15 protein-coding genes are annotated in these 19,968 nt (G+C 65.2%); 11 read left to right on the forward strand and 4 right to left on the reverse strand.

Features of this window, described 5'->3' with window-relative positions; translation table 11 throughout:
• Window positions 1-20: 20 nt before the first annotated feature.
• The 6 genes from ACRWQA_RS11290 (at window position 21) to ACRWQA_RS11315 (ending at window position 7,509) form a co-directional block, all read left to right on the forward strand.
• Window positions 21-776 (forward strand): ABC transporter ATP-binding protein, encoded by a 756-nt coding sequence (locus tag ACRWQA_RS11290; protein WP_434228478.1) that lies wholly within the window; start codon window positions 21-23, stop codon window positions 774-776.
• An 8-nt stretch (window positions 777-784) separates the two neighbouring features.
• Window positions 785-3,148 (forward strand): ABC transporter permease, encoded by a 2,364-nt coding sequence (locus tag ACRWQA_RS11295; protein WP_434228479.1) that lies wholly within the window; start codon window positions 785-787, stop codon window positions 3,146-3,148.
• 33 nt (window positions 3,149-3,181) lie between these two features.
• The gene (locus tag ACRWQA_RS11300; RefSeq protein WP_434228480.1) at window positions 3,182-4,387 is read left to right on the forward strand and encodes an efflux RND transporter periplasmic adaptor subunit; all 1,206 of its coding nucleotides are present in this window, start codon (window positions 3,182-3,184) and stop codon (window positions 4,385-4,387) included.
• An 84-nt stretch (window positions 4,388-4,471) separates the two neighbouring features.
• On the forward strand, window positions 4,472-5,524 hold the full coding sequence (locus ACRWQA_RS11305; RefSeq protein WP_434228482.1) for an asparaginase: 1,053 nt from the start codon (window positions 4,472-4,474) through the stop codon (window positions 5,522-5,524).
• A 108-nt stretch (window positions 5,525-5,632) separates the two neighbouring features.
• Window positions 5,633-5,869, forward strand: a complete 237-nt coding sequence (locus tag ACRWQA_RS11310) for a DUF2789 domain-containing protein (protein ID WP_263583773.1) — start codon at window positions 5,633-5,635, stop codon at window positions 5,867-5,869.
• A gap of 77 nt (window positions 5,870-5,946) precedes the next feature.
• Window positions 5,947-7,509 carry a sensor domain-containing diguanylate cyclase gene (locus ACRWQA_RS11315; protein ID WP_263583772.1) on the forward strand — a complete coding sequence of 521 codons (1,563 nt, stop codon included), beginning with the start codon at window positions 5,947-5,949 and terminating at the stop codon, window positions 7,507-7,509.
• Between the two features lie 102 nt (window positions 7,510-7,611).
• Here ACRWQA_RS11315 and trhP read toward each other — a convergent pair whose 3' ends face one another.
• Window positions 7,612-9,027: a prephenate-dependent tRNA uridine(34) hydroxylase TrhP gene (trhP, locus tag ACRWQA_RS11320; protein WP_434228485.1), complete on the reverse strand. Its 1,416-nt coding sequence runs from the start codon at window positions 9,025-9,027 to the stop codon at window positions 7,612-7,614.
• Between the two features lie 335 nt (window positions 9,028-9,362).
• Here trhP and queC point away from each other — a divergent pair, with 335 nt between their 5' ends.
• The 4 genes from queC to ACRWQA_RS11340 are packed head-to-tail and all read left to right on the forward strand — an operon-like array spanning window position 9,363 to window position 11,903.
• Window positions 9,363-10,103: a 7-cyano-7-deazaguanine synthase QueC gene (gene queC / locus ACRWQA_RS11325; protein WP_434228487.1), complete on the forward strand. Its 741-nt coding sequence runs from the start codon at window positions 9,363-9,365 to the stop codon at window positions 10,101-10,103.
• On the forward strand, window positions 10,103-10,747 hold the full coding sequence (queE, locus tag ACRWQA_RS11330) for a 7-carboxy-7-deazaguanine synthase (protein WP_434228489.1): 645 nt from the start codon (window positions 10,103-10,105) through the stop codon (window positions 10,745-10,747). The genes queC and queE overlap by 1 nt, the downstream gene beginning before the upstream one ends.
• Window positions 10,747-11,592, forward strand: a complete 846-nt coding sequence (locus ACRWQA_RS11335) for a 6-carboxytetrahydropterin synthase (protein ID WP_434228491.1) — start codon at window positions 10,747-10,749, stop codon at window positions 11,590-11,592. Before queE ends, ACRWQA_RS11335 begins: the two co-directional genes overlap by 1 nt.
• The gene (locus ACRWQA_RS11340) at window positions 11,589-11,903 is read left to right on the forward strand and encodes a YkgJ family cysteine cluster protein (protein ID WP_263583767.1); all 315 of its coding nucleotides are present in this window, start codon (window positions 11,589-11,591) and stop codon (window positions 11,901-11,903) included. Before ACRWQA_RS11335 ends, ACRWQA_RS11340 begins: the two co-directional genes overlap by 4 nt.
• On the opposite strand, the gene ACRWQA_RS11345 is transcribed toward ACRWQA_RS11340, so the two are convergent.
• The 3 genes from ACRWQA_RS11345 to ACRWQA_RS11355 are packed head-to-tail and all read right to left on the reverse strand — an operon-like array spanning window position 11,900 to window position 16,987.
• Entirely contained in the window at window positions 11,900-15,838 is a 3,939-nt protein-coding gene (locus ACRWQA_RS11345; RefSeq protein WP_263583766.1) for an ATP-binding protein, read from the reverse strand. The two genes, ACRWQA_RS11340 and ACRWQA_RS11345, sit on opposite strands and share 4 nt — an antisense overlap.
• 30 nt (window positions 15,839-15,868) lie before the next feature.
• Window positions 15,869-16,504, reverse strand: coding sequence for a MiaE family protein (locus ACRWQA_RS11350; RefSeq protein WP_263583765.1), 636 nt, complete (start codon window positions 16,502-16,504; stop codon window positions 15,869-15,871).
• Between the two features lie 30 nt (window positions 16,505-16,534).
• Window positions 16,535-16,987: a DUF1289 domain-containing protein gene (locus ACRWQA_RS11355; RefSeq protein WP_263583764.1), complete on the reverse strand. Its 453-nt coding sequence runs from the start codon at window positions 16,985-16,987 to the stop codon at window positions 16,535-16,537.
• Window positions 16,988-17,240: 253 nt separating this feature from the next.
• Here ACRWQA_RS11355 and acnB point away from each other — a divergent pair, with 253 nt between their 5' ends.
• Window positions 17,241-19,844, forward strand: coding sequence for a bifunctional aconitate hydratase 2/2-methylisocitrate dehydratase (acnB, locus tag ACRWQA_RS11360; protein ID WP_434228494.1), 2,604 nt, complete (start codon window positions 17,241-17,243; stop codon window positions 19,842-19,844).
• The last annotated feature ends 124 nt before the right edge of the window (window positions 19,845-19,968 follow it).

Here is a 19,968-nt window from a genome sequence, read left to right on the forward strand (position 1 = left end):
CCTTCGTCAGGTCACTTGTCATGCCAGAAATCGTGTTCCAGGCTCGTGATCTGAAGCGCTTCTACCAGATGGGTGAAATCACCATCCAGGCGCTCCGTGGCGTCGACCTGGAGCTGTACCAGGGTGAACTGGTGGTAATGCTGGGCGCCTCGGGCTCGGGCAAGTCGACGCTGCTCAACATCCTCGGCGGCCTCGACAGCCCCAGCCAGGGTTCCCTCGTCTACTTCCCTGGCTCACGAGACCCAGCCGTTTCGCAGCCTGCAGCCGAGCCGCGTGAGCTCGACCTGGCAGCGGCCAGCCAGCGCGAGCTGACGCGCTTTCGCCGCCACCATGTGGGCTTCGTGTTCCAGTTCTACAACCTGATCTCGAGCCTCACCGCGCGGGAGAACGTCGCCATCGTCACCGACATCAGCCGCAACCCCTTGTCCCCCGAGGAGGCCCTTGCCCTGGTAGGTCTCGAGCACCGCCTCGACCACTTCCCCTCGCAGCTGTCGGGTGGCGAGCAACAGCGGGTGGCCATCGCCCGCGCCGTGGCCAAACAGCCCGATGTGTTGCTGTGCGACGAGCCCACCGGGGCTCTCGACTTCCAGACAGGCATTCGCGTGCTGGAGGTACTCGAGAGAATCAATCGCGACACCGGCACCAGCGTGGCGATCATCACCCACAACGAGGTGATCGGCGAGATGGCAGACCGCATCATTCGCTTGCGGGACGGCAGGGTCGACCAGTTGCAGGTCAACGCCGAACGCCGCAGTCCCAAGGCGTTGCGCTGGTAACGTTCCCCATGCAGACACTCGACCGGAAGCTCTATCGCGACCTGTGGCGCCTCAAGGGACAGGTGCTGGCCATCGCAATGGTCATCGCCAGCGGCGTCATGACCCTGATTCTTTCCGTGACCACCCTGGAGGCCCTGGCCGGGGCCCGGGAGCGCTTCTACGCTAGCCATCATTTCGCCGAGCTGTTCGTCGAGGTCAAGCGCGCGCCGCTGGGGGTGATTGAGCAACTGCAGCGGCTCGAGGGCGTCAACCTGATCGAGCCGAGGGTCCGAGCCACCATACGCCTGGCGGTTCCCGGCTACGGCGACCCCGTGCGTGGCCAGTTGCTTTCGCTGCCCGACGGACGTCAGCCGCTGCTTAATCAGCTCCATCTGCTGGCGGGCGGCCTGCCGGAAGCCGGCCGCGACGATCAGGTCGTGGTGTCGGATGCCTTCGCCGAGGCCCATGGCCTGGCGCCTGGCGACACGCTGGAAGCGATCATCAACGGCCGGCGCACTCGCCTGACCCTTGCCGGCGTGGCCCTGAGCCCAGAGTTTCTCTTTCAAGCCGCCCCTACCGACCTGATGCCGGACTATCGGCGCTACGCCGTACTGTGGATGAACGGGCGGGCCCTTTCGAGGGCCTACGGCATGGATGGAGCCTTCAACAGCCTGACGCTAACCCTGCAGGCAGGAGCCCGCGAAGCCGACGTCATCGAGGCGCTCGACCTGGCCTTGGCGCGCTATGGTGCACTCGGCGCCCAGCCGCGTCACGACCAGCAGTCGCATCGCTTCATCGAGGAGGAGTTGAACCAGCAGCGCATCACGGCAGTCGTGCTGCCGGTCATCTTCCTGTCGGTGTCGGCCTTCCTGCTCAACGTCGTCATGGGACGCATCATCCAGACCCAGCGTGAGCAGTTGGCGGTACTCAAGGCCTTCGGCTACCGCAATAGCGAACTGGCTCGGCACTTCGGCTTGCTGGCGGCCTCGATCGTGCTGCTCGGCTGGGCGCTGGGCGTGGCGCTGGGGGCCTGGGCGGCAAGCGGTATGGCAGGGGTCTACCGGGATTATTTCCGCTTCCCCGAGATGCGCTTCGGCGTGCCCGCCTGGGCATTGGCCCTGTCACTGCTGGTGACCCTGGGTGCCGCCCTGTCCGGCACTTGGCTGGCGGTATGGCGGGCGGTCAATCGCCCACCCGCCGAGGCCATGCGCCCCCCTGCGCCTCACCGCTTTCGCCGCCATTGGCTGGAACGCCTGGTTCCGGCATGCCTGCTCGGCAACGAAGGACGCATCGTGGTACGCAACCTGACCCGCCACCCGCTCAAGGCCGGCTTTTCGATGCTGGGCATTGCCCTGTCGGCGGGGTTGTTGATGATCGGCGCCTACCAGCTCGCCGCGGTCAACGAGATGATTGACCAGCAGTACCGAGAGGTGCTGCAGATGGATGTCGAGCTTACCTTCAACGAGCCCACCTCGGCCAGTGCCGCCGGAGAGCTGCGTCATCAGCCCGGCGTGCTGGCAGTGGAGACCTGGCGCCGGATCCCCGTGACCCTGATCCATGGCCACCGCCAGTACCGCACCAGCCTGCTGGGAATGGAATCCCCACCTCGATTGCGCCGGGTCCTCGACCATAGCGGCCGCCCTCAATCCCTACCCGAGACCGGGGTCATGCTGACGCGTCATCTGGCCGAGCTGCTCGACGCCAGGGTCGGCGACGAACTCGAAGTCGCCATTCTGGAGGGGCGGCGCGAGCGCGTGACACTGCCGCTGACGGCTATCGTGGACGAACCCCTGGGGGTCGGCGCCTATCTACGCCGAGACACCCTCAACACCCTGCTGCGCGAGGGCCCCACCATCAGCGGCGCCTGGCTGTTGAGCGACTCGTCGCGGACGGACGAACTGCATGCTGCGCTATGGGAGATGCCCACCGTGGCAGCCATCGGCCTGCTTTCCCAGGCCGAACGGGGTATTCGCGACTATATGGATGAGACGCTGCTGGTGGTCGCGGTGATCTTCGTCGGCATCGCCTCGTCCATCGCATTCGGCGTGGTCTACAACAACGCCCGAATCGCCTTCGCCGAGCGCGCCCGTGAGCTGGCGACCCTGCAGGTGCTGGGCTACAGGCGTGCAGAAGTGGCGCGAATACTGCTCGGCGAGACAGCGCTGCTCACCCTGGCGGCGATTCCGCTGGGATGGGCCATCGGCATCGTCTTCATTCGCCTGCTCCAGAGAGCTTTCAGCAATGACCTCTACCGCATGCCACTGGTCTTCACCCCGCAGATCTTCGGCTTCGCCGCCGCCGGGGTGATCGTCGCTTCGCTACTGGTTGGCGCACTGGTCTTCCGGCGGCTAGGCCGGCTCGACAAGTTGCGGGTCCTGAAGGCAGTCGAGTGACGAACCATGACGAGTACACCGGAGGAAAGAACCATGAGGAATCGCCGCATACCCCGTCACCTGGCCTGGGTGGTCCTGGGGGTGGGGCTGCTCGGGCTGCTGGTCTGGGCGCTGCGCCCCTCGCCGGTACCGGTCAGCGTGGCCCGGGTGACGGTGGGCCCGTTCGTCGATTCAGTCACCGAAGAGGGCCGTACGCGCCTGCGTGATACCTGGAATGTCTCGGCACCCATCGACGGCTACCTCCAGCGAGTCGTCCTCGAGGAGGGGGACAGCGTCGAGCAGGGCCAGACGCTGTTCCAGCTCGAGCCGAGCCCGGCGCCGGCGCTGGACGTACGCACCCGCCAGCAGGCCGAAGACAATTTGCAGGCGGCCCAGGCCCGGTTGCAGGCGGCCCAGGCGAACCTCGACACGGCGCGCGCCGACCAGCGCTTCGCCGAAGCGGAATATGAGCGCTACCGGCAGCTGCACCAGCGCAACCTCATCTCCGCCGCCGACCTGGACCAACGTCAGAACCAGCGCGACCGCCAACGCGCCCTGGCCAGTTCCGCCGCCTCCGGCGTGGAGGTTGCCCGCTTCGAGGTGGAAAGCGCCAGGGCACTGCTCGCCGTGACGAGCGGACAGCGCAGCGAACCGGACCAACCCCAGCTACGGGTCCGCGCCCCAGTTACCGGGCTGGTGCTGAACCGCTACCGCTGCTGCGAGGGCAGTGTCGCCGCCGGCGACCCGATCCTCGAACTGGGCAGCCTCGACGACCTCGAGATCCAGGTCGATCTGCTCTCCATGGACGCCGTGAGGTTACGCCCGGGAATGGCCGTCAACCTCACCGGCTGGGGTGGCGAGCCGCTGAGAGGCGAAGTCAGGCGCATCGCCCCTTCCGGCTTCACCCGCACCTCGGCGCTCGGAGTGGACGAACAGCGGGTACCGGTGATCGTGGACTTCTCCCGTGAACTGGATCTGGCTGCACTCGGTCTTGGCAGCGGCTTTCGCGTGGATGCCGAATTCCTGATCTGGACCGCCGACGACATCCTGCAGATCCCCACCAGCGCGCTGTTCCGTCACCAGGGCGAGTGGACGGTCTACGTGATCGAGGAGGAGCGGTCCAGTCGGCGCCAAGTGGAGCTGGGGCGACGCCAGGGTCTCGTCTCCCAGGTACTCGCAGGCCTAGACGAGGGCGAGACGTTGATCACTCATCCCGGCGAGCGGGTCGCCGAAGGAGTTCGGGTCAGGGTAGATGAGTGAGATCCACGGCATCTCCCGTTATCATTGGCGTTCACTGCGCGCCGTTCGGCGCCCACCCTCGACGCTTCGAAGACAGGAAACGCCATGAACGAGTCTCCCTTAGCCGATCGCCCCGTGCTGGTGCTCTACACCGGTGGCACCCTGGGCATGGTGCCCAGTGCCGAGGGGCTGGCCCCGGGAGGCAATATCGAGGCACGGCTCAGACAAGCCCTGGGCGGCTTGCCCCCAAGTCGCCAGGCGCAGCTCCCACGGTTCACGGTTCAGTCCATCGAGGCCCCCATCGACTCCAGCGCGGCCGATCCTCGCGACTGGCAGTGGCTGGGAGAGACCATTGCCGGGTGTGTGAGCGAGCATTCCGGCATCGTCGTCCTGCACGGTACCGATACCCTTTCGTGGACCGCCTCCAGCCTTGCCTACCAGCTCCAGGGGCTGGATCGTCCCGTGGTCGTCACCGGTGCCATGCATCCCCTCGAAGCCGAAGGCAGCGACGCACTCGGCAACATCGAACTGGCCCTGCGTTACGCCGCCAAGCCGGAACTGCAGGAAGTCGCCGTGGCCTTTGCCGGGCGCCTGCTGCGCGGCATTCGCACGCGCAAGACCCATAGCGAAGCCGACGATGCCTTTGCCAGCCCCAACTACCCGGTGCTGGGCGAGCGTGTCGACGATGACGTGGTTCTTTACCCCGGCCGTGGGCTCGAGGCTCAGCAGCGCGGGGCACCGCGCTTCGAACTGCCGGATTACTCGACGTTGGCCGACGGCGGCATGGTCAGAATCGTACTCTGGCCCGGGATCCAGGCCTGGCAGTTGGACGCCTGGCTCAGCGACGACCGCGTCCGCGGCGCGCTGCTCGAGGTCTGGGGTGGAGGCAATGTCCCACCTGCCCCCGAGCTGATCGGCGTGCTGGCCAGGGCCAGCGGTGAGGGCAAGCTGGTCGCCGCGATCAGCCAGTGCCCTATCGGCGGCATCGCCCCCGGCCATTACGCTGCCGGACAGGGGCTGCTGCAGGCCGGCGTCCTTTCAGGTGACGCCATGACCCCGGAGGCCGCCATGACCAAGCTTGTCCATCTCCTCGCTCAGCCACTGGACGAGCAGGAGCGCCGCCGCCGCTTCCTCACCCCACTGGTGGGAGAGCGCTGACCGCCGCTGTCGCCGGTTCGACAGACCTATAGAATCGGCTGACTTCCCGCGACGGCCGGGCTAAGTTGAATGTAACCCACCGAAACTGCAGGCGTAAGGAGTAGCGACATGGAGCATCCCGTGCATCCCTTCAGCGAACTCTTCGAGCAACTGGGCCTTCCCGCCGATGACGCTTCGATCAAGGCCTTCCTCGAACGACACGCTCCGCTACCCTCGACCATGGCGCTCTACGAGGCCCCCTTCTGGAACCCCTCGCAGGCCGAGTTCCTCGAAGCGGCACTGGAAGAGGATGCCGACTGGGCAGAAGTCGTCGACCATCTCGATACATCGTTGAGGAAGCAATAAGCAATCAAACGTTAAGCCAACGGCCGTTCTGCTAGGCTTGGCCGGGGACAACAAGAACAGCATGGGCGGGGAAAGATATGCCGATCGATAGGATATCGGTAGAGGAATCATCTGGCGTTGCCGGTCTCGCCAATCTACAACTACCACCCTTGCCCGAAACGCTGAGCCAGCGCCTGGCCGAATGCCGCTCGTTGCCTAGCCTGCCGGCGGCAGCGGCTCGCGTGATCGCCATGGCGCGCTCTGCCGAGCCGTGTCTGGCCGACTATGCCCGCGCCATCGGCCAGGACCCCGCGCTCACCCTGCGACTCCTCTCGATGGCCAATAGCGCCTCGTACTCACGGGGCGGGAACCCGGTCTCCACCTGCCTGGACGGTGTCTCACGCATCGGCCTGGATGCCACCCTGGCGATAGCGCTGAGCTTCGGCCTCCCCCGCCCGGGCGCCAACGCCGTACTCGATCACGAATACCTGTGCCAGCGTGCCATCATCGCAGCCACAGCCACTCAGGAGCTGGCCCAGAACCTCTGCCCGCACGAAGCTCCGCAGCTGTTCACCACCGCGCTGCTGCAGGATATCGGCATCTTGGCCTTCGAAGCCCTGGATGGCGATGACTACGCCACGCATATCCCCGGTCTTCGTCAGCACCAGAAGCTGAGCGAGGCCGAGAACGAGCGCTACGGCTGCGACCACGCCCTGGTCGGCGCCTGGCTGGCGGCCAGCTGGGGAGTGCCCGGCCCCATCGCGGCCGGTATCATCGACAGCCATGGCCCGCTCGTCGACGGCGATCCGCGTAAGCTCTGCCTGCGTCTTTCCTGTCGTATCGCCGACTGCTGGCTGGCGGCCGACTCGGCCTCTGCCTTCAGCGCCCTGCTACGCCAGCTTGCCTCGGTCGCATCGCTGGACATCGTCATGCTGATGACGGTAATGCAGGAGCTCCAGCATCGCCTGCCCTCGCTGGCCCGCCTGTTCGAGATCACCTGCCCACCGGCCATCGACAGCACCCACTTGCTGGCCGAGGCCAAGGAGCTGCTGTTCGAGCAGAACTTGAAGATGACGATTCGACTCGCCGAGCAACAGCGCGAGCTGGAAGCCTTGCATGCCAGCCACGTCATACTCGACGAGCAGCACCGCACCGACCACCTGACACAACTGGCCAACCGCCCCTGGCTGGAGAAGCGCCTCGAACAGCACTTCGAGTGCGCCAAGCGTGCTCGCCAGCCCCTGTCGGTCATGTTCATCGACCTCGACCATTTCAAGCGCATCAACGACCGCTTCGGGCATCGTTTCGGCGACGAGGTGCTGATCCACTTCGCCGCGGCGCTCAGCAACATGGTCCGCGAAAGCGATATCGCCGGACGTTACGGCGGCGAGGAGTTTCTCGTCATCATGCCCAATACGCGTCGCCAGCATGCCGGTATCCTGGCCGACCGAATCCGCGAATACCTCGCCACCCAACCCTTGGCCCAGGCCGACGGCCAGCCACTTCACGTGACCGCCTCCATCGGCATCGCCGACATGGAAGACGGCGAATTCGAGAGTGCCACCGGCCTGGTCGACGCTGCCGACCAGGCCATGTACAGCGTCAAGCACGGCGGACGTGATGGCGTCGGACATTACGAGGAGCCCGACCCCTCCACCTGAGCTTGCTCGTCAGCAAAGAGGGCGACCAAGTGGCCGCCCTCTTGATACTACCGAGACATGTTACCGAGTCGGCTCGATACACCTGTACTCGCTCGAGCCGTGTTAACCCTTCAGGTCGCGCATCAACAGCGCGAATTCGATTCGCTCCGGTGAAATGGTCTCGCCCGGCACCGGGATGCGCACCACATGGCCCGAGCCCGGCGCCGCCTGCACCGATTCGCCGCGCTTGTTCTCGATGTGCTCGAGGGTGAAACGCCGATTGCCGCCGGGCAGCATCAGCTCCATGCCATCGCCCACCTCGAAGCGGTTCTTGACGTCCACTTCCAGCACGCCGCGCCCGGGATCGTAGCCGATTACCTCGCCGACGAACTGCTGATGCACACCGACCGAGTTGCCGCGCTCGTAGTTCTGGTACTCGTCGTGGACGTGGCGGCGATAGAAACCTTCCGTGTAGCCACGGTTGGCCAGGTTGTCGAGTTCGTCCATCAGGCGCATGTCGAAGGGGCGACCGGCCACGGCGTCATCGATGGCGCGACGATAGACCTGGGCGGTACGCGCCACGTAGTAGTGCGACTTGGTACGCCCCTCGATCTTGAGCGACGTCACGCCCATTTCAGTGAGCCTGGGCACGTGTTGTACGGCACGCAGATCCTTCGAGTTCATGATGTAGGTGCCATGCTCGTCCTCGAAGATCGGCATCAGCTCGCCCGGCCGGGTGGCGTCCTCGATCAAGGCGGAAAGCTCGTCCTGCCCCTCCACACCGCCGGCCGTCGCCGTGCTGTGGGTGGTACTGCCGCCGCCCGAGGCGATCAGTCCTCCCTGGCCGGGGGTCCACACGCCGCTTGCCGCATGTGCCGCCGCCGAGTTGGCCGGCACCAGATCGCCGGTCTCGTCCTGGGCCGCGGCCACGGTGTTGTACTGCCAGCGGCAGGCGTTGGTGCAGGTGCCCTGGTTGGGGTCACGGTGATTGAAATAGCCGGAGAGCAGGCAGCGGCCGGAGTAGGCAATGCACAGTGCACCGTGGACGAAGGTCTCGATCTCGAGTTCGGGGCATTCGGCACGGATCTCGGCGATCTCCTCCAGCGACAATTCCCGCGACAGGATGATGCGGCTGATACCCTGCTTGTACCAGAACTTCGCCGCCGCCCAGTTGACCACGTTGGACTGCACCGAGAGATGGATCACCTGGTCGGGCCAGCGCTCGCGAATCATCATGATCAGACCCGGGTCGGACATGATCAACGCATCGGGGCCGGCCTCGATCACCGGCTCCATGTCGCGCAGGTAGGTCTTGAGCTTGCTGTTATGCGGTGCAATGTTCGACGCTACGTAGAACTGCCTGCCCCGCTCGTGGGCGTAGGCGATGCCGCGGTGCAGGTTGTCGAGCTTGAAATCGTTGTTGCGCACCCGCAGCGAATAGCGCGGCTGGCCGGCATAGACGGCATCGGCGCCATAGGCGAAGGCATAACGCATGTTCTTGAACGTCCCCGCCGGGGAGAGCAGTTCGGGAGCTTTCATGTGAGGTCACCGTTGTCAGGACGATGGCGAGGTCACTGCCTGAAAACTGGTTGCGCTCGGCCATACGGCGTTAAAAATCGACTCTAGGTGCTCATTTACGTCCCGTAAACTCCGTCCTTTCGTCGATTTTTGCCTTGCCTGGCCTTCGCTCGCCGACTTTCCAGACAGCGCCTGGGCGCTGATATGGGGCTGGATTATAGCAGCACGAGGGCTTTGCCAGCACCACCAAGCCACGTGCACTTGTTTTTCCGCTCAAGTAGAATGACGCGCGCCGGACCGGATCCCGGCGACCGCCCATGGCGGGAACGAAAAATTCTCCGACTCAGAGTCCCACTATGCCCAATGCTTCCTCCAACGCCACCGTGGTGATCTACTCCGGCGGCATGGATTCCTTCACCGTCCTGCACCGCGCCCTGCGCGAGGGGCGCGAGGTTCACGCACTCTCCTTCGACTATGGCCAGCGTCACGTCCGCGAACTCGAAGTGGCCGCCAGGGTCTGTGGCATGCTCGACATACCGCACCAGGTGGTCGACATCCGCGCGATTCACGGCCTGATCGACAACTCGGCGCTGACCGATGCCAGCCGCGACATGCCGGAAGGCGACTACGGCGAGGAGAACCTCACCGCCACGGTAGTGCCCAACCGCAACATGGTGCTGCTGTCGCTGGCCATCGCCAAGGCGGTGAACATCGGCGCAGGAAGGGTCGATTACGGCGCTCACGGTGGCGACCACATGCTCTACCCCGACTGTCGCCCCGAATTCGTCGACGCCATGAACAGGGTGGCGGGCATCGCCAACTTCGAGCCGGTCGAGATCCATGCGCCCTACTTGCGCTCCAGCAAGGCGGAGATACTCGCCGATGGCCTGGCCATGGGGCTCGACTACGCCAACACCTGGACCTGCTATCGTGGCGAGGCGCTTGCCTGCGGCCGCTGCGGCAGCTGTCGTGAGCGGCTCGCGGCCTTTGCCGCCAATGGCGCGGTGGATCCTCTCGGCTATTCACCGCAGCCCGATGCTGCCGCCATACAGCGGCCCGATACCCATACCGGCGGCGCATCGGAAGGTGAAGGCTGATGTATCACGTCAAAGAGGCCTTCTACTCACTGCAGGGCGAGGGGGCGCAAGCCGGACGCGCCAGCGTCTTCTGTCGCTTTTCCGGCTGCAACCTGTGGTCGGGCCGCGAGCAGGACCGGACAAGCGCCGCCTGTCGCTTCTGCGATACCGATTTCGTCGGTACCGATGGTCAGCATGGCGGACGCTTCGTCGATGCCGACGCGCTCGCCGTCCACCTGACGGCGCTATGGCCGCAGCAGGACGCTGCGGCCACACCCTATGTGGTGTTTACCGGCGGCGAGCCGCTGCTGCAGCTCGACGAGGCACTGATCGAGGCCATGCATTCACGTGGCTTCGAAGTGGCGGTCGAAACCAACGGCACCCTGCCCGCACCTGCCGGCATCGACTGGCTCTGCGTCAGCCCCAAGGCCGACACGGCGCTCAAGTTGACCCGCGGCGATGAACTCAAGCTGGTCTACCCCCAAGCGGAGGCTGATCCCGAACGCTTCACCGAGCTCGACTTCCGGCATTTCTTCCTGCAACCCATGGACACCACGCCGCTGGTTGACGGAGCCAACTACCTGGACGCGACCGTGGCGTACTGCCTGGCTCATCCACAATGGCGCCTGTCGCTGCAAACCCACAAGATCACGGGAATCGACTGATGACCCTATTCGTCAACCGGCTGACCCAGCTCGACGCTTCGCTCTGGTGCCCTCAGCGCGGCCTGATCGGCGTCAGCTGGTACGTCGATGCCGAACTCGACGGCGAGCTAGGCGAAGATGGCATGTTGTTCGATTTCGGCCGGGTCAAGCCATGGATCAAGTCGCGCCTGGATGCCGATGCCGACCATACGCTGCTGGTGCCGACCCGGGCTCCCGGCCTCAGTATCAGTGAATGCAGCGAGGGAATCTGCGTACGCACCTCGCTGCCCTATACGCTGGAGGTGCGAGCACCGCGCCAGGCCTTCACCATGCTGCCCTGGCAGGAGGTCACGCCCGAACGGCTCGCCGCATCCCTCGCCCGTGAGCTGATGAAACGCCCGCCGCCGCGGGTCAGCGACATACGGCTGCGCCTGCGTGACGAGGTCGTCGACGGCGCCGTCTATACCTACAGCCACGGGCTCAAGCACCACACCGGCAACTGCCAGCGCATCGCCCATGGCCATCGTTCACGCCTGCACATCTGGCAACGCGGCGAACGCTGTCCGGAGCTGGAAGCCCAGTGGGCCGGCTATCTGGACGATCGCTACCTGGTCGACCAGGCCGACATCGTCGACCAGGCCGAACCCGAGATATATCCCAGCCTGACTAGCCGCTACCGCGCCGAGCAGGGCCGCTTTCAACTTCGGTTGCCACGGGAACGCTGCATCGTGCTCGACTCACCGACCACGGTCGAACACATCGCCGCCTGGCTGGCACGACAGATTGCGGAAGAAACCGGAAGGTCAACGCGAGTGCAGGCGTTCGAAGGGATCGACAAGGGTGCGATTGCCGAGGCCCGGCCGTGAGCACCGATACCGCACGCCGGGAATGCACGAAGAGTACGCCCGCACCAGCGGGCTGCCGTCCGGGCTGTGGCGCCTGCTGCATCGCCCCATCGATCAGCTCGCCGATACCCGGCATGCCCCACGGCAAGCCGGCCGGAGAACGCTGCGTGCAGCTCGACACGAACAACCTTTGTCGCCTGTTTGGTGATGCGCGCCGCCCCAAGGTATGCGGACAATTCGCTTTCGACCCCGAGCTATGCGGCAACAACCGCTCCGAGGCACTGGAGCGAATCGCCCTCCTGGAGAGCGGCACGCTCAGCGCAGAAGACTAGCCGTTGCCGACGGCCACGCGCCCTTCCGGACTGCTCACTTGAGGAAGTTGACGCTCGAGCAACATGCGCCAGCGAATCAGCACCGGGGCATCGCTGTGGCTCACGCTGTCGAGCAGGCTGCGGAACTGTTCGCGCACGACTTCATCCTGGTTGTCGATCAGCGTCAGCCATGCCTCGAGTGCACACAGCTCCTGATGCCGGTTCTCGTGCAGACGCGCACACTCCAGCGCCTGCTCGACCAGTAACCGCACCTCCTCCTTGGGCCGGCCCAACCGATCGCGGACACGGGCGAGCTGTACCGCCAGTTCGGAGACGAACAGCGTACTGCGCTCGCGGGCTATCATCAGGCACTGATCCAGATAATCCTCGGCATGACTGAGCTCGTCGAGCGCCAGGCAGGCATCGCTGTACCATAGCGTCGGGCGATGATAGCGGTCGCGGCCGGTGATCTCGCCCAGCTCCTCCTGAGCCAGCTCCATCATTTTCAGGCCATCTCGGTCGCCGGAGAGTGCGCGACGCCAACCGAGGATAGCCTGCGCCGACACCTGCCATAGATGCAGATCGGGAGTCTCGGTCAGGGCAACGGCCTGTTCGGCACGCCTGGCCGCCAAGTGAACATGGCCGAGCTGACGATAGAGCGCAGCGGCAAACAGCAGCGCCATGGCCAGCGATCCGGGATGGCCGATGCGCTCGGCCAGGCGGATCGCCGCCTCGACCTGCTGCTCGGCGCGCCGGTAGTCGCCGCGCAGACAGATGGCCCAGCCCTGGAAACAGGCCGCGGCCACCTGGGGGTGCTCGGAGAACGGCAGCCACTCGATGATCATCGGCTGTTCCAGCGGCGCGATCTCGTCGAGGTGCTCAAATGCCTGCCGGATGCGTCCCGCCCAGTACTCACAGTTGGCCCGGGCGTAGTCGGCCAGCCGCTGATAGCGTGGATCCTCGAGCCGACCGGCAATGGAAGCCAGGCTGGCGGCGAGCGAGAAGGCATCGGCATGGGCATGGCGCTGGCTGCAACCTACCCACAGCCCCCACTTGACCAGAAAGGCCTGTTCGAGGTCTTCGGCGTCCTCGGCATGACAACCCCCGTTTTCCACCAGCAGCTCGCGGGCGCGTACGAAGCTTTCATGTGCGGTAGGCGAACCGTGCCCCTCGAGGGCGAAGGCGGCCTGACCGCGCACGGTCAACAAGCTGATCTCGCGCTCCGCCTGGTTCTCGACGTGACGAAGGCTGGCCAGGCCGAAATCGGCCATCTTCAGCGCGGTGCGGTTGGCGCTGACCTTGAGCGCCTCGCGTGCCGCCAGCTCGAAGTAGCGTGCGCCGCGAGCATAGTGCCCGCTGCGCCGCAGGTGGGTAGCAAAATCGCCCGGATGCCGGCCGATCCACATCGGGAAACGCTCCTCGATCAGGCTGACGACCTGACGATGGATACGCACCCGCACGTCACGGGGACAGGAAAGATAAGCGGCCTCCTGCAGGAGCTGGTGACTGAACTGATATTCGCGGCAGCCGCCCTCGCCCCCGGCAGGCTCGATGATCTCGAGCCGTCGCATCTGCTCCAAGGCGCGGTTGAGCTGGGCCATTTCCCAGCCGCTGCATTCGGCCAGGAAGTCGAGACGAAAACGACGCCCCAGCACCGCGGCCACGTGCGCGACCTCACGGTCGCCATCGAGCTGGTCGATACGCCCGGCAAGCAGCCCGAGCAATCCTCTGGGCAACTCATCGAGCTGCACGCTACGCCCTTCACGGCGATCCATCTCCAGACGCCGGCAGATCTCCTGCATGTAGAGCGGCACGCCGTCGCAGCGTTCGATGATCTGGCCGCGCAGGCGCGGGCTGAGGTGCAGCCGGTAGCGCCTGGCCAGTTGCGACAATAGCCGAGACGACTGCATCGCATCGAGATGGCTCAGGGTGACCTGCTGGTCCCAGTGCAGACGTGTGGGCAGGGTCTCACGACCATGATGGCTAGCCACCAGCAGGAAAGCGCAGTTGATCGGCAGACGCGCCTGCAGGCCCGCCAGGACACGAAACGATGGTTCATCGAGCCATTGCAGGTCGTCGATCATCAGCACCTGGGTACGCTCGGCGGCCTGCCGTTCGATGGCCTTGCAAAGCAGTGCCACCACCAGGTCCACTGCCTCGCCGTTCTTGGCCAGTTGCGCCACTTCGGGCGATTCCTTGACGCCCAGCGCCTCCCCCAGCAAGTCCAACTGATCCGGACTCAGCGCGAGCCCGCATTGCCCGATCAAGTCCTCGAGCCCTTGCTTGTCGAGCTTGCCATCGAGCCGCCAGCGCAGCAGAGCTCGTGCAACGCCATAGGGCTCCAATACCGACAGGCGAGTGGTGGGCTGCCAACAGATGGCGGCGTCGCGGCTCAGCTCGAGCTGACGGAATCCGACCATCAGGGCCGACTTGCCCATGCCGGAAGCGCCCCTCACTAGCACGCTCTGACGCAGGCCGATGCCGGCGCGCGCCAAGGCATCGCGCAGTACGCGCAGCGATGCCTCGCGACCGACCAGACTCGGCGGCATGGCATCACGACCGCCTTCGTTGTGCCCCAGCACCAGTGCACGCAGCCGCACGCGGCCGTCGCTCGCCACCAGCCGCGAGGAGAGACGCGGCTGCAGGTCCAGCGCCGGCGGCATGTGCTGGCTGGCCTCCTGAGAGATGACCAGCTCGCTGCCTTCGGCAGCACACATCAAATCCAGCGAGCCCTGGGTCACTTGCCCCAGCGGATCGACCAATTGGCGCTCGGGTAAGTAGACGACACGACCACTGTTGAGACCGGCCGCCAACTCGATGCGTGGGGCCTCGTCTTCACCGCTCCAATGGCGCGCCACTTCGTCGGGCAGCACACGCCGGCAATGTTCATAGAGCGCCACCAGCTCGGCCAACTGGTGTGCCGGGCCATGAGTACCGAAACAGGCCAGCCCCAGGCCACCGGTCGCCCCGGGCAACCAGAAACCGCCCAGATGATGGCACTGCTGCTCCAGCCAGCGCATCAGTTCGATCTGCAACGACAGGCAGGCACGGATCTCGTCACGGGCCGAGAACTCACCCTTGACGCGCAGGCGAATGGCCATCACCGATAGCTGGCGCTGCTCGATCTCGTCCTCGCGCAGCGGTGAACTTCCGGCCGCCAAGGTGCGCGAGAAGGCACCCTGCGGCGACAGGCTCTGCAGGTCGGGGTTGCCATCCGACCAGTAGCGCGCCAGCTGCAGGAAATTGGGCTCGGGCTGCTGGCCGGAGAGCGCCAGCAACTGCAAGTAGGCGTTGTACTGCTCGTGGGCGGCGGCCAGTTGGCCCTGCTCGGCGAGCTGCCGCACCAGGCGCTCATGGAACGGCCCATAGCCGGAGAAACGACTCACCAGGGTCTGCAGCAGCGCGTCCGGTACCTCGTCGTTGCGCTCGAGCACACCTTCGGCAAAGCGGATCACGCGCTGGCGCCACTCGTTGCGCAGTTGCACCAGCCAACGCTGGAACTCGGTGCAGGCCGGCAACTGCAGCTCTTCCACCAGGTCGCCACGGTAGCGCCGCAGGAGCTGCTCGAGGGTCGCCACGTCCTGCGCGCCCTCCAGCAGCTGCTGGAGTTCGTGCAGATCGAAGCGCCAACCATCGGGCCGCCGGAAGGCAATGGTCTGGCGTGAAACGACCAGCACGCGCTCGGCTTCCTCACCCAGCGACTGTCGCAGGCAGTGAAGCGCGTGGCGCAGGTTGGTGCGTCCGGAGGAGAGCCCCTGATCGGGCCACAGCAGCTCGGCCAGACTGGCTCGGTTGACCGGCTGGTGGTGCAACAGCAGATAGACCAGCAGCGCCTTGACCTTGTCATAGCTGAACTGGGTCAGTACATCATCACCCAATGCCAGCGAGAACTGGCCGAACAGCGCCAGATGATCGCCATCGTCACTGTTATGCTCGGTTACTGAAGCGTCCTGCATGACGGAACCCTGCATGGCAAAGTGGCGGTATCAAGCCGGCACGCCACTATGGAAACGAAACGCCGTGTCCGGCGTGACTATTAGTTGTGCTTCGCATTCGGCAAAGAAAACCACCCGCTTGTCAATGGTATCCGACGAAAGATACCGCGCCAGCATGAGATAATCTTCGTAGTGGCGGCCCTCCGACTTCACCAGCGAGCGATAGAATCGGGCCAGCTCGGCATCGAGATGCGGGATCAGCCTGGCGAAACGCTCGCAGCTTCTCGCCTCGATGTAAGCCCCTATGATGAGAATATCGACCAGGCGCTCCGGATCTTGAGGGCGAACGTGACGGCGCAGCCCCTCGGCATAGCGCGAAGCGCTGAGATGGCGGTATTCGATGCCCCTCGCCTCCATCAACTTCACTACCTGCTCGAAATGCAGCAGCTCCTCGCGCGCCAGTTGCGACATCTTGGTCAGCAGCAGCGGCTGGTCGACATAGCGGTAGAGCAGACTCATGGCGGTCGAGGCGGCCTTCTTCTCGCACTGGGCATGGTCGATCAGCAGCAGGTCGGGGTTCTGGAGCGCCCACTCGACCCAGGCGTCGGGCGTGGGGCAGGCAAGGAAGGCGAGCAGGTCCGCTGGTAGCTCGACGTCGTTGAGGGTCGCTTCTAAGGTCTCTGGCATGGTTCAGGCTCGGTATTCTGGATCGTGCAGTCAACGGTTGGAGACCGGCACGCGATCGGCGCGTCGGCGTTCGTTCGCCTCTGCCAACAACTGCTCGCTGAGTCGCGCATGCAACTCGGCGGCGCTGAGCCCGGCGGCACTCCCCAGCGGCACCAAGCCATAGCGCTGCAGCTCGCGAATACGGTCGCGCCCGACCCGCAGCAGTTCCACCGCACGTGACAGCGACGGCTGCTCGGGTCGGAAGCGAATACGGTGTTGACGCAGTTGCGCTTCGAGGCAGGCTTCGTCGGTGACGCGCAGAAAGCGCGCGGCGACCCGCTCACGCAGGGCATCCAGTTGCGCGATGCGGCGGCTGCGCTGCTCGTCGGAAAGCGCCATCCACACGCAGATCTCGTCATCCGTTCGCTGGCAGCCCCGGCACACCGGATCGCCCAGCGTTGTCGAACAGAGCCCCACGCAGGGCGAGGCGATACGTGCGCACATCCCACTCTCCCCGTTGGTCATTCAGCCAATGGTAACGCGCCCCGCCCTGGCAGGCACCCTGTAGTGCAGCAAACATTGCGACGACCAAAGTCTAGGCCGTGGCTCAAAGGGTCAACTTAACATTGTCGACAGTTTCCCGTAGAATCGCGCCACCCAGTGACTACGGTTGTTTCACCCGCCAGGGCAGTCCTTTCGCCGATGTTCGTCGCCGTATCGAACTGCTTTGGGCAACACACCAGATGAGGGCCCCAACGTGCTTGAAGCCTATCGCCAACATGTCGAAGAACGCGCCACCGAGGGCGTCCCGCCGAAGCCCCTGAATGCAGAGCAGGCCGCCGCGCTGATCGAGCTGTTGAAGAACCCGCCCGCTGGCGAAGAAGAGTTCATCCTCGATCTGCTGACCAATCGCGTGCCGCCGGGCGTCGACGAGGCCGCTTATGTCAAGGCCGGCTTCCTCACCGCCGTTGCCAAGGGCGAAGCCAAGTCTCCGCTGGTCGACAAGGTGCATGCCGTCAAGTTGCTGGGCACCATGCAGGGCGGCTACAACATCGCCACTCTGGTCGAGCTGCTGGACGACAGCGAGCTGGCCAAGGAGGCCGGCGAGCAGCTCAAGCACACCCTGCTGATGTTCGATGCCTTCCACGACGTGGAAGATCGCGCCCGCGCCGGCAACGCCGTGGCCAAGGACGTCATGCAATCCTGGGCCGACGCCGAGTGGTTCCTCTCCAAGCCCGCCCTGGAAGAGAAGATCACCCTCACCGTCTTCAAGGTGACCGGCGAGACCAACACCGACGATCTCTCCCCCGCGCCTGACGCCTGGTCGCGCCCCGACATCCCGGTGCACGCCAACGCCATGCTCAAGAACGAGCGCGACGGCATCCATCCCGAAGTGCCCGGCACCACCGGCCCGCTCAAGCAGATCGAGGAAGTGAAGGCCAAGGGCTTCCCGGTCGCCTACGTCGGCGATGTGGTCGGTACCGGCTCCTCGCGCAAGTCCGCCACCAACTCGGTACTGTGGTTCTTCGGCGACGACATCCCCTACGTGCCCAACAAGCGTGCCGGCGGCTTCTGCTTCGGCGGCAAGATCGCCCCGATCTTCTTCAATACCATGGAAGACTCCGGCGCCCTGCCCGTCGAGATGGACGTCTCCAAGCTCGAGATGGGCGACGTCATCGACGTCTACCCCTACGAAGGCAAGGTGTGCAAGCACGGCACCGATGAGGTCGTCAGCACCTTCGAGCTGAAGACCCAACTGATCCTCGATGAAGTCCGCGCCGGCGGCCGTATTCCGCTGATCATCGGCCGAGGCCTGACCACCAAGGCGCGCGAGTCCCTGGGCCTGGCCCCCTCCAATGTCTTCCGCCTGCCGGAGCAGCCCGCCGACACCGGCAAGGGCTACACCCTGGCCCAGAAGATGGTCGGCAAGGCCTGCGGTCTGGAAGGCGTGCGCCCCGGCATGTACTGCGAGCCGAAGATGGCCACAGTGGGCTCCCAGGACACCACCGGCCCGATGACCCGCGATGAGCTCAAGGACCTGGCATGCCTCGGCTTCCAGGCCGACCTGGTGATGCAGTCCTTCTGCCACACCGCCGCCTACCCGAAGCCGGTCGACGTCGAGACCCACCACACCCTGCCCGACTTCATCATGAACCGCGGCGGCGTCTCGCTGCGTCCGGGCGACGGCATCATCCACAGCTGGCTGAACCGCATGCTACTGCCCGACACCGTGGGTACCGGCGGCGATTCGCACACCCGTTTCCCGCTGGGCATCTCCTTCCCGGCAGGCTCCGGCCTCGTCGCCTTCGCCGCCGCCACCGGCGTGATGCCGCTGGACATGCCGGAGTCCGTGCTGGTGCGTTTCAAGGGCAAGCGCCAGCCCGGCGTCACCCTGCGTGACCTGGTCCACGCGATTCCCTACTACGCGATCAAGCAGGGGCTGCTGACCGTCGAGAAGTCGGGCAAGAAGAATGCCTTCTCCGGCCGCGTGCTGGAGATCGAGGGCCTCGAGGACCTCACCGTCGAGCAGGCCTTCGAACTTTCCGACGCCTCCGCCGAGCGCTCCGCCGCCGGCTGTACCATCACCCTGTCCGAGGACAGCGTGAGCGAGTACCTGAAGTCCAACATCACCCTGCTCAAGTGGATGATCGCCAACGGCTACGGCGACCGTCGTACCATCGAGCGCCGCATCCAGGGCATGGAGGCGTGGCTGGCCAACCCGAGCCTGATGCGCGCCGACAAGGACGCCGAGTACGCCGAGGTCATCGAGATCGACCTCGAGGCGCTCAAGGAGCCGGTGCTCTGCGCCCCGAACGACCCGGATGACGCCCGCCTGCTCTCCGAAGTGGCCGGCGAGAAGATCGACGAGGTCTTCATCGGTTCGTGCATGACCAACATCGGCCACTTCCGCGCTGCCGGCAAGCTGCTCGAGAAGCAGCCCGCCGGCAGCCTGAAGACGCGCCTGTGGCTCGCGCCGCCGACCAAGATGGACCAGCACCAGCTCACCGAAGAGGGCTACTACGGCATCTACGGCCGCGCCGGTGCACGCATGGAGATGCCGGGCTGCTCGCTGTGCATGGGCAACCAGGCCCGCGTCGCCGCCAAGAGCACCGTGGTTTCCACCTCTACCCGCAACTTCCCCAACCGCCTGGGCGACGGCGCCAACGTGTATCTGGCATCGGCGGAACTGGCGGCGGTGGCCGCGGTGGAAGGTCGCCTGCCGAGCGTCGAGGAGTACCAGCGTTACATGGGCGAATTCGACGCCATGGCCGGCGAGATCTATCGTTACATGAACTTCCATGAAATCGAGGAATATCAGAACGCCGCTTCCAACGTGATTCCGGTCGCCCAGGAAGCCTGATACCTCGGGTCTGACAAGATCAGGTTCGACTCCGATGCTCGCAACATCGATGGTGCCTGGCGACAGGTGCCGGAGCCGATGAACGAAGCGCCCTCCTCGGAGGGCGCTTTTTTTCCAAGTGCCT

It is taken from the genome of Billgrantia sp. C5P2 (genome assembly GCF_051062895.2).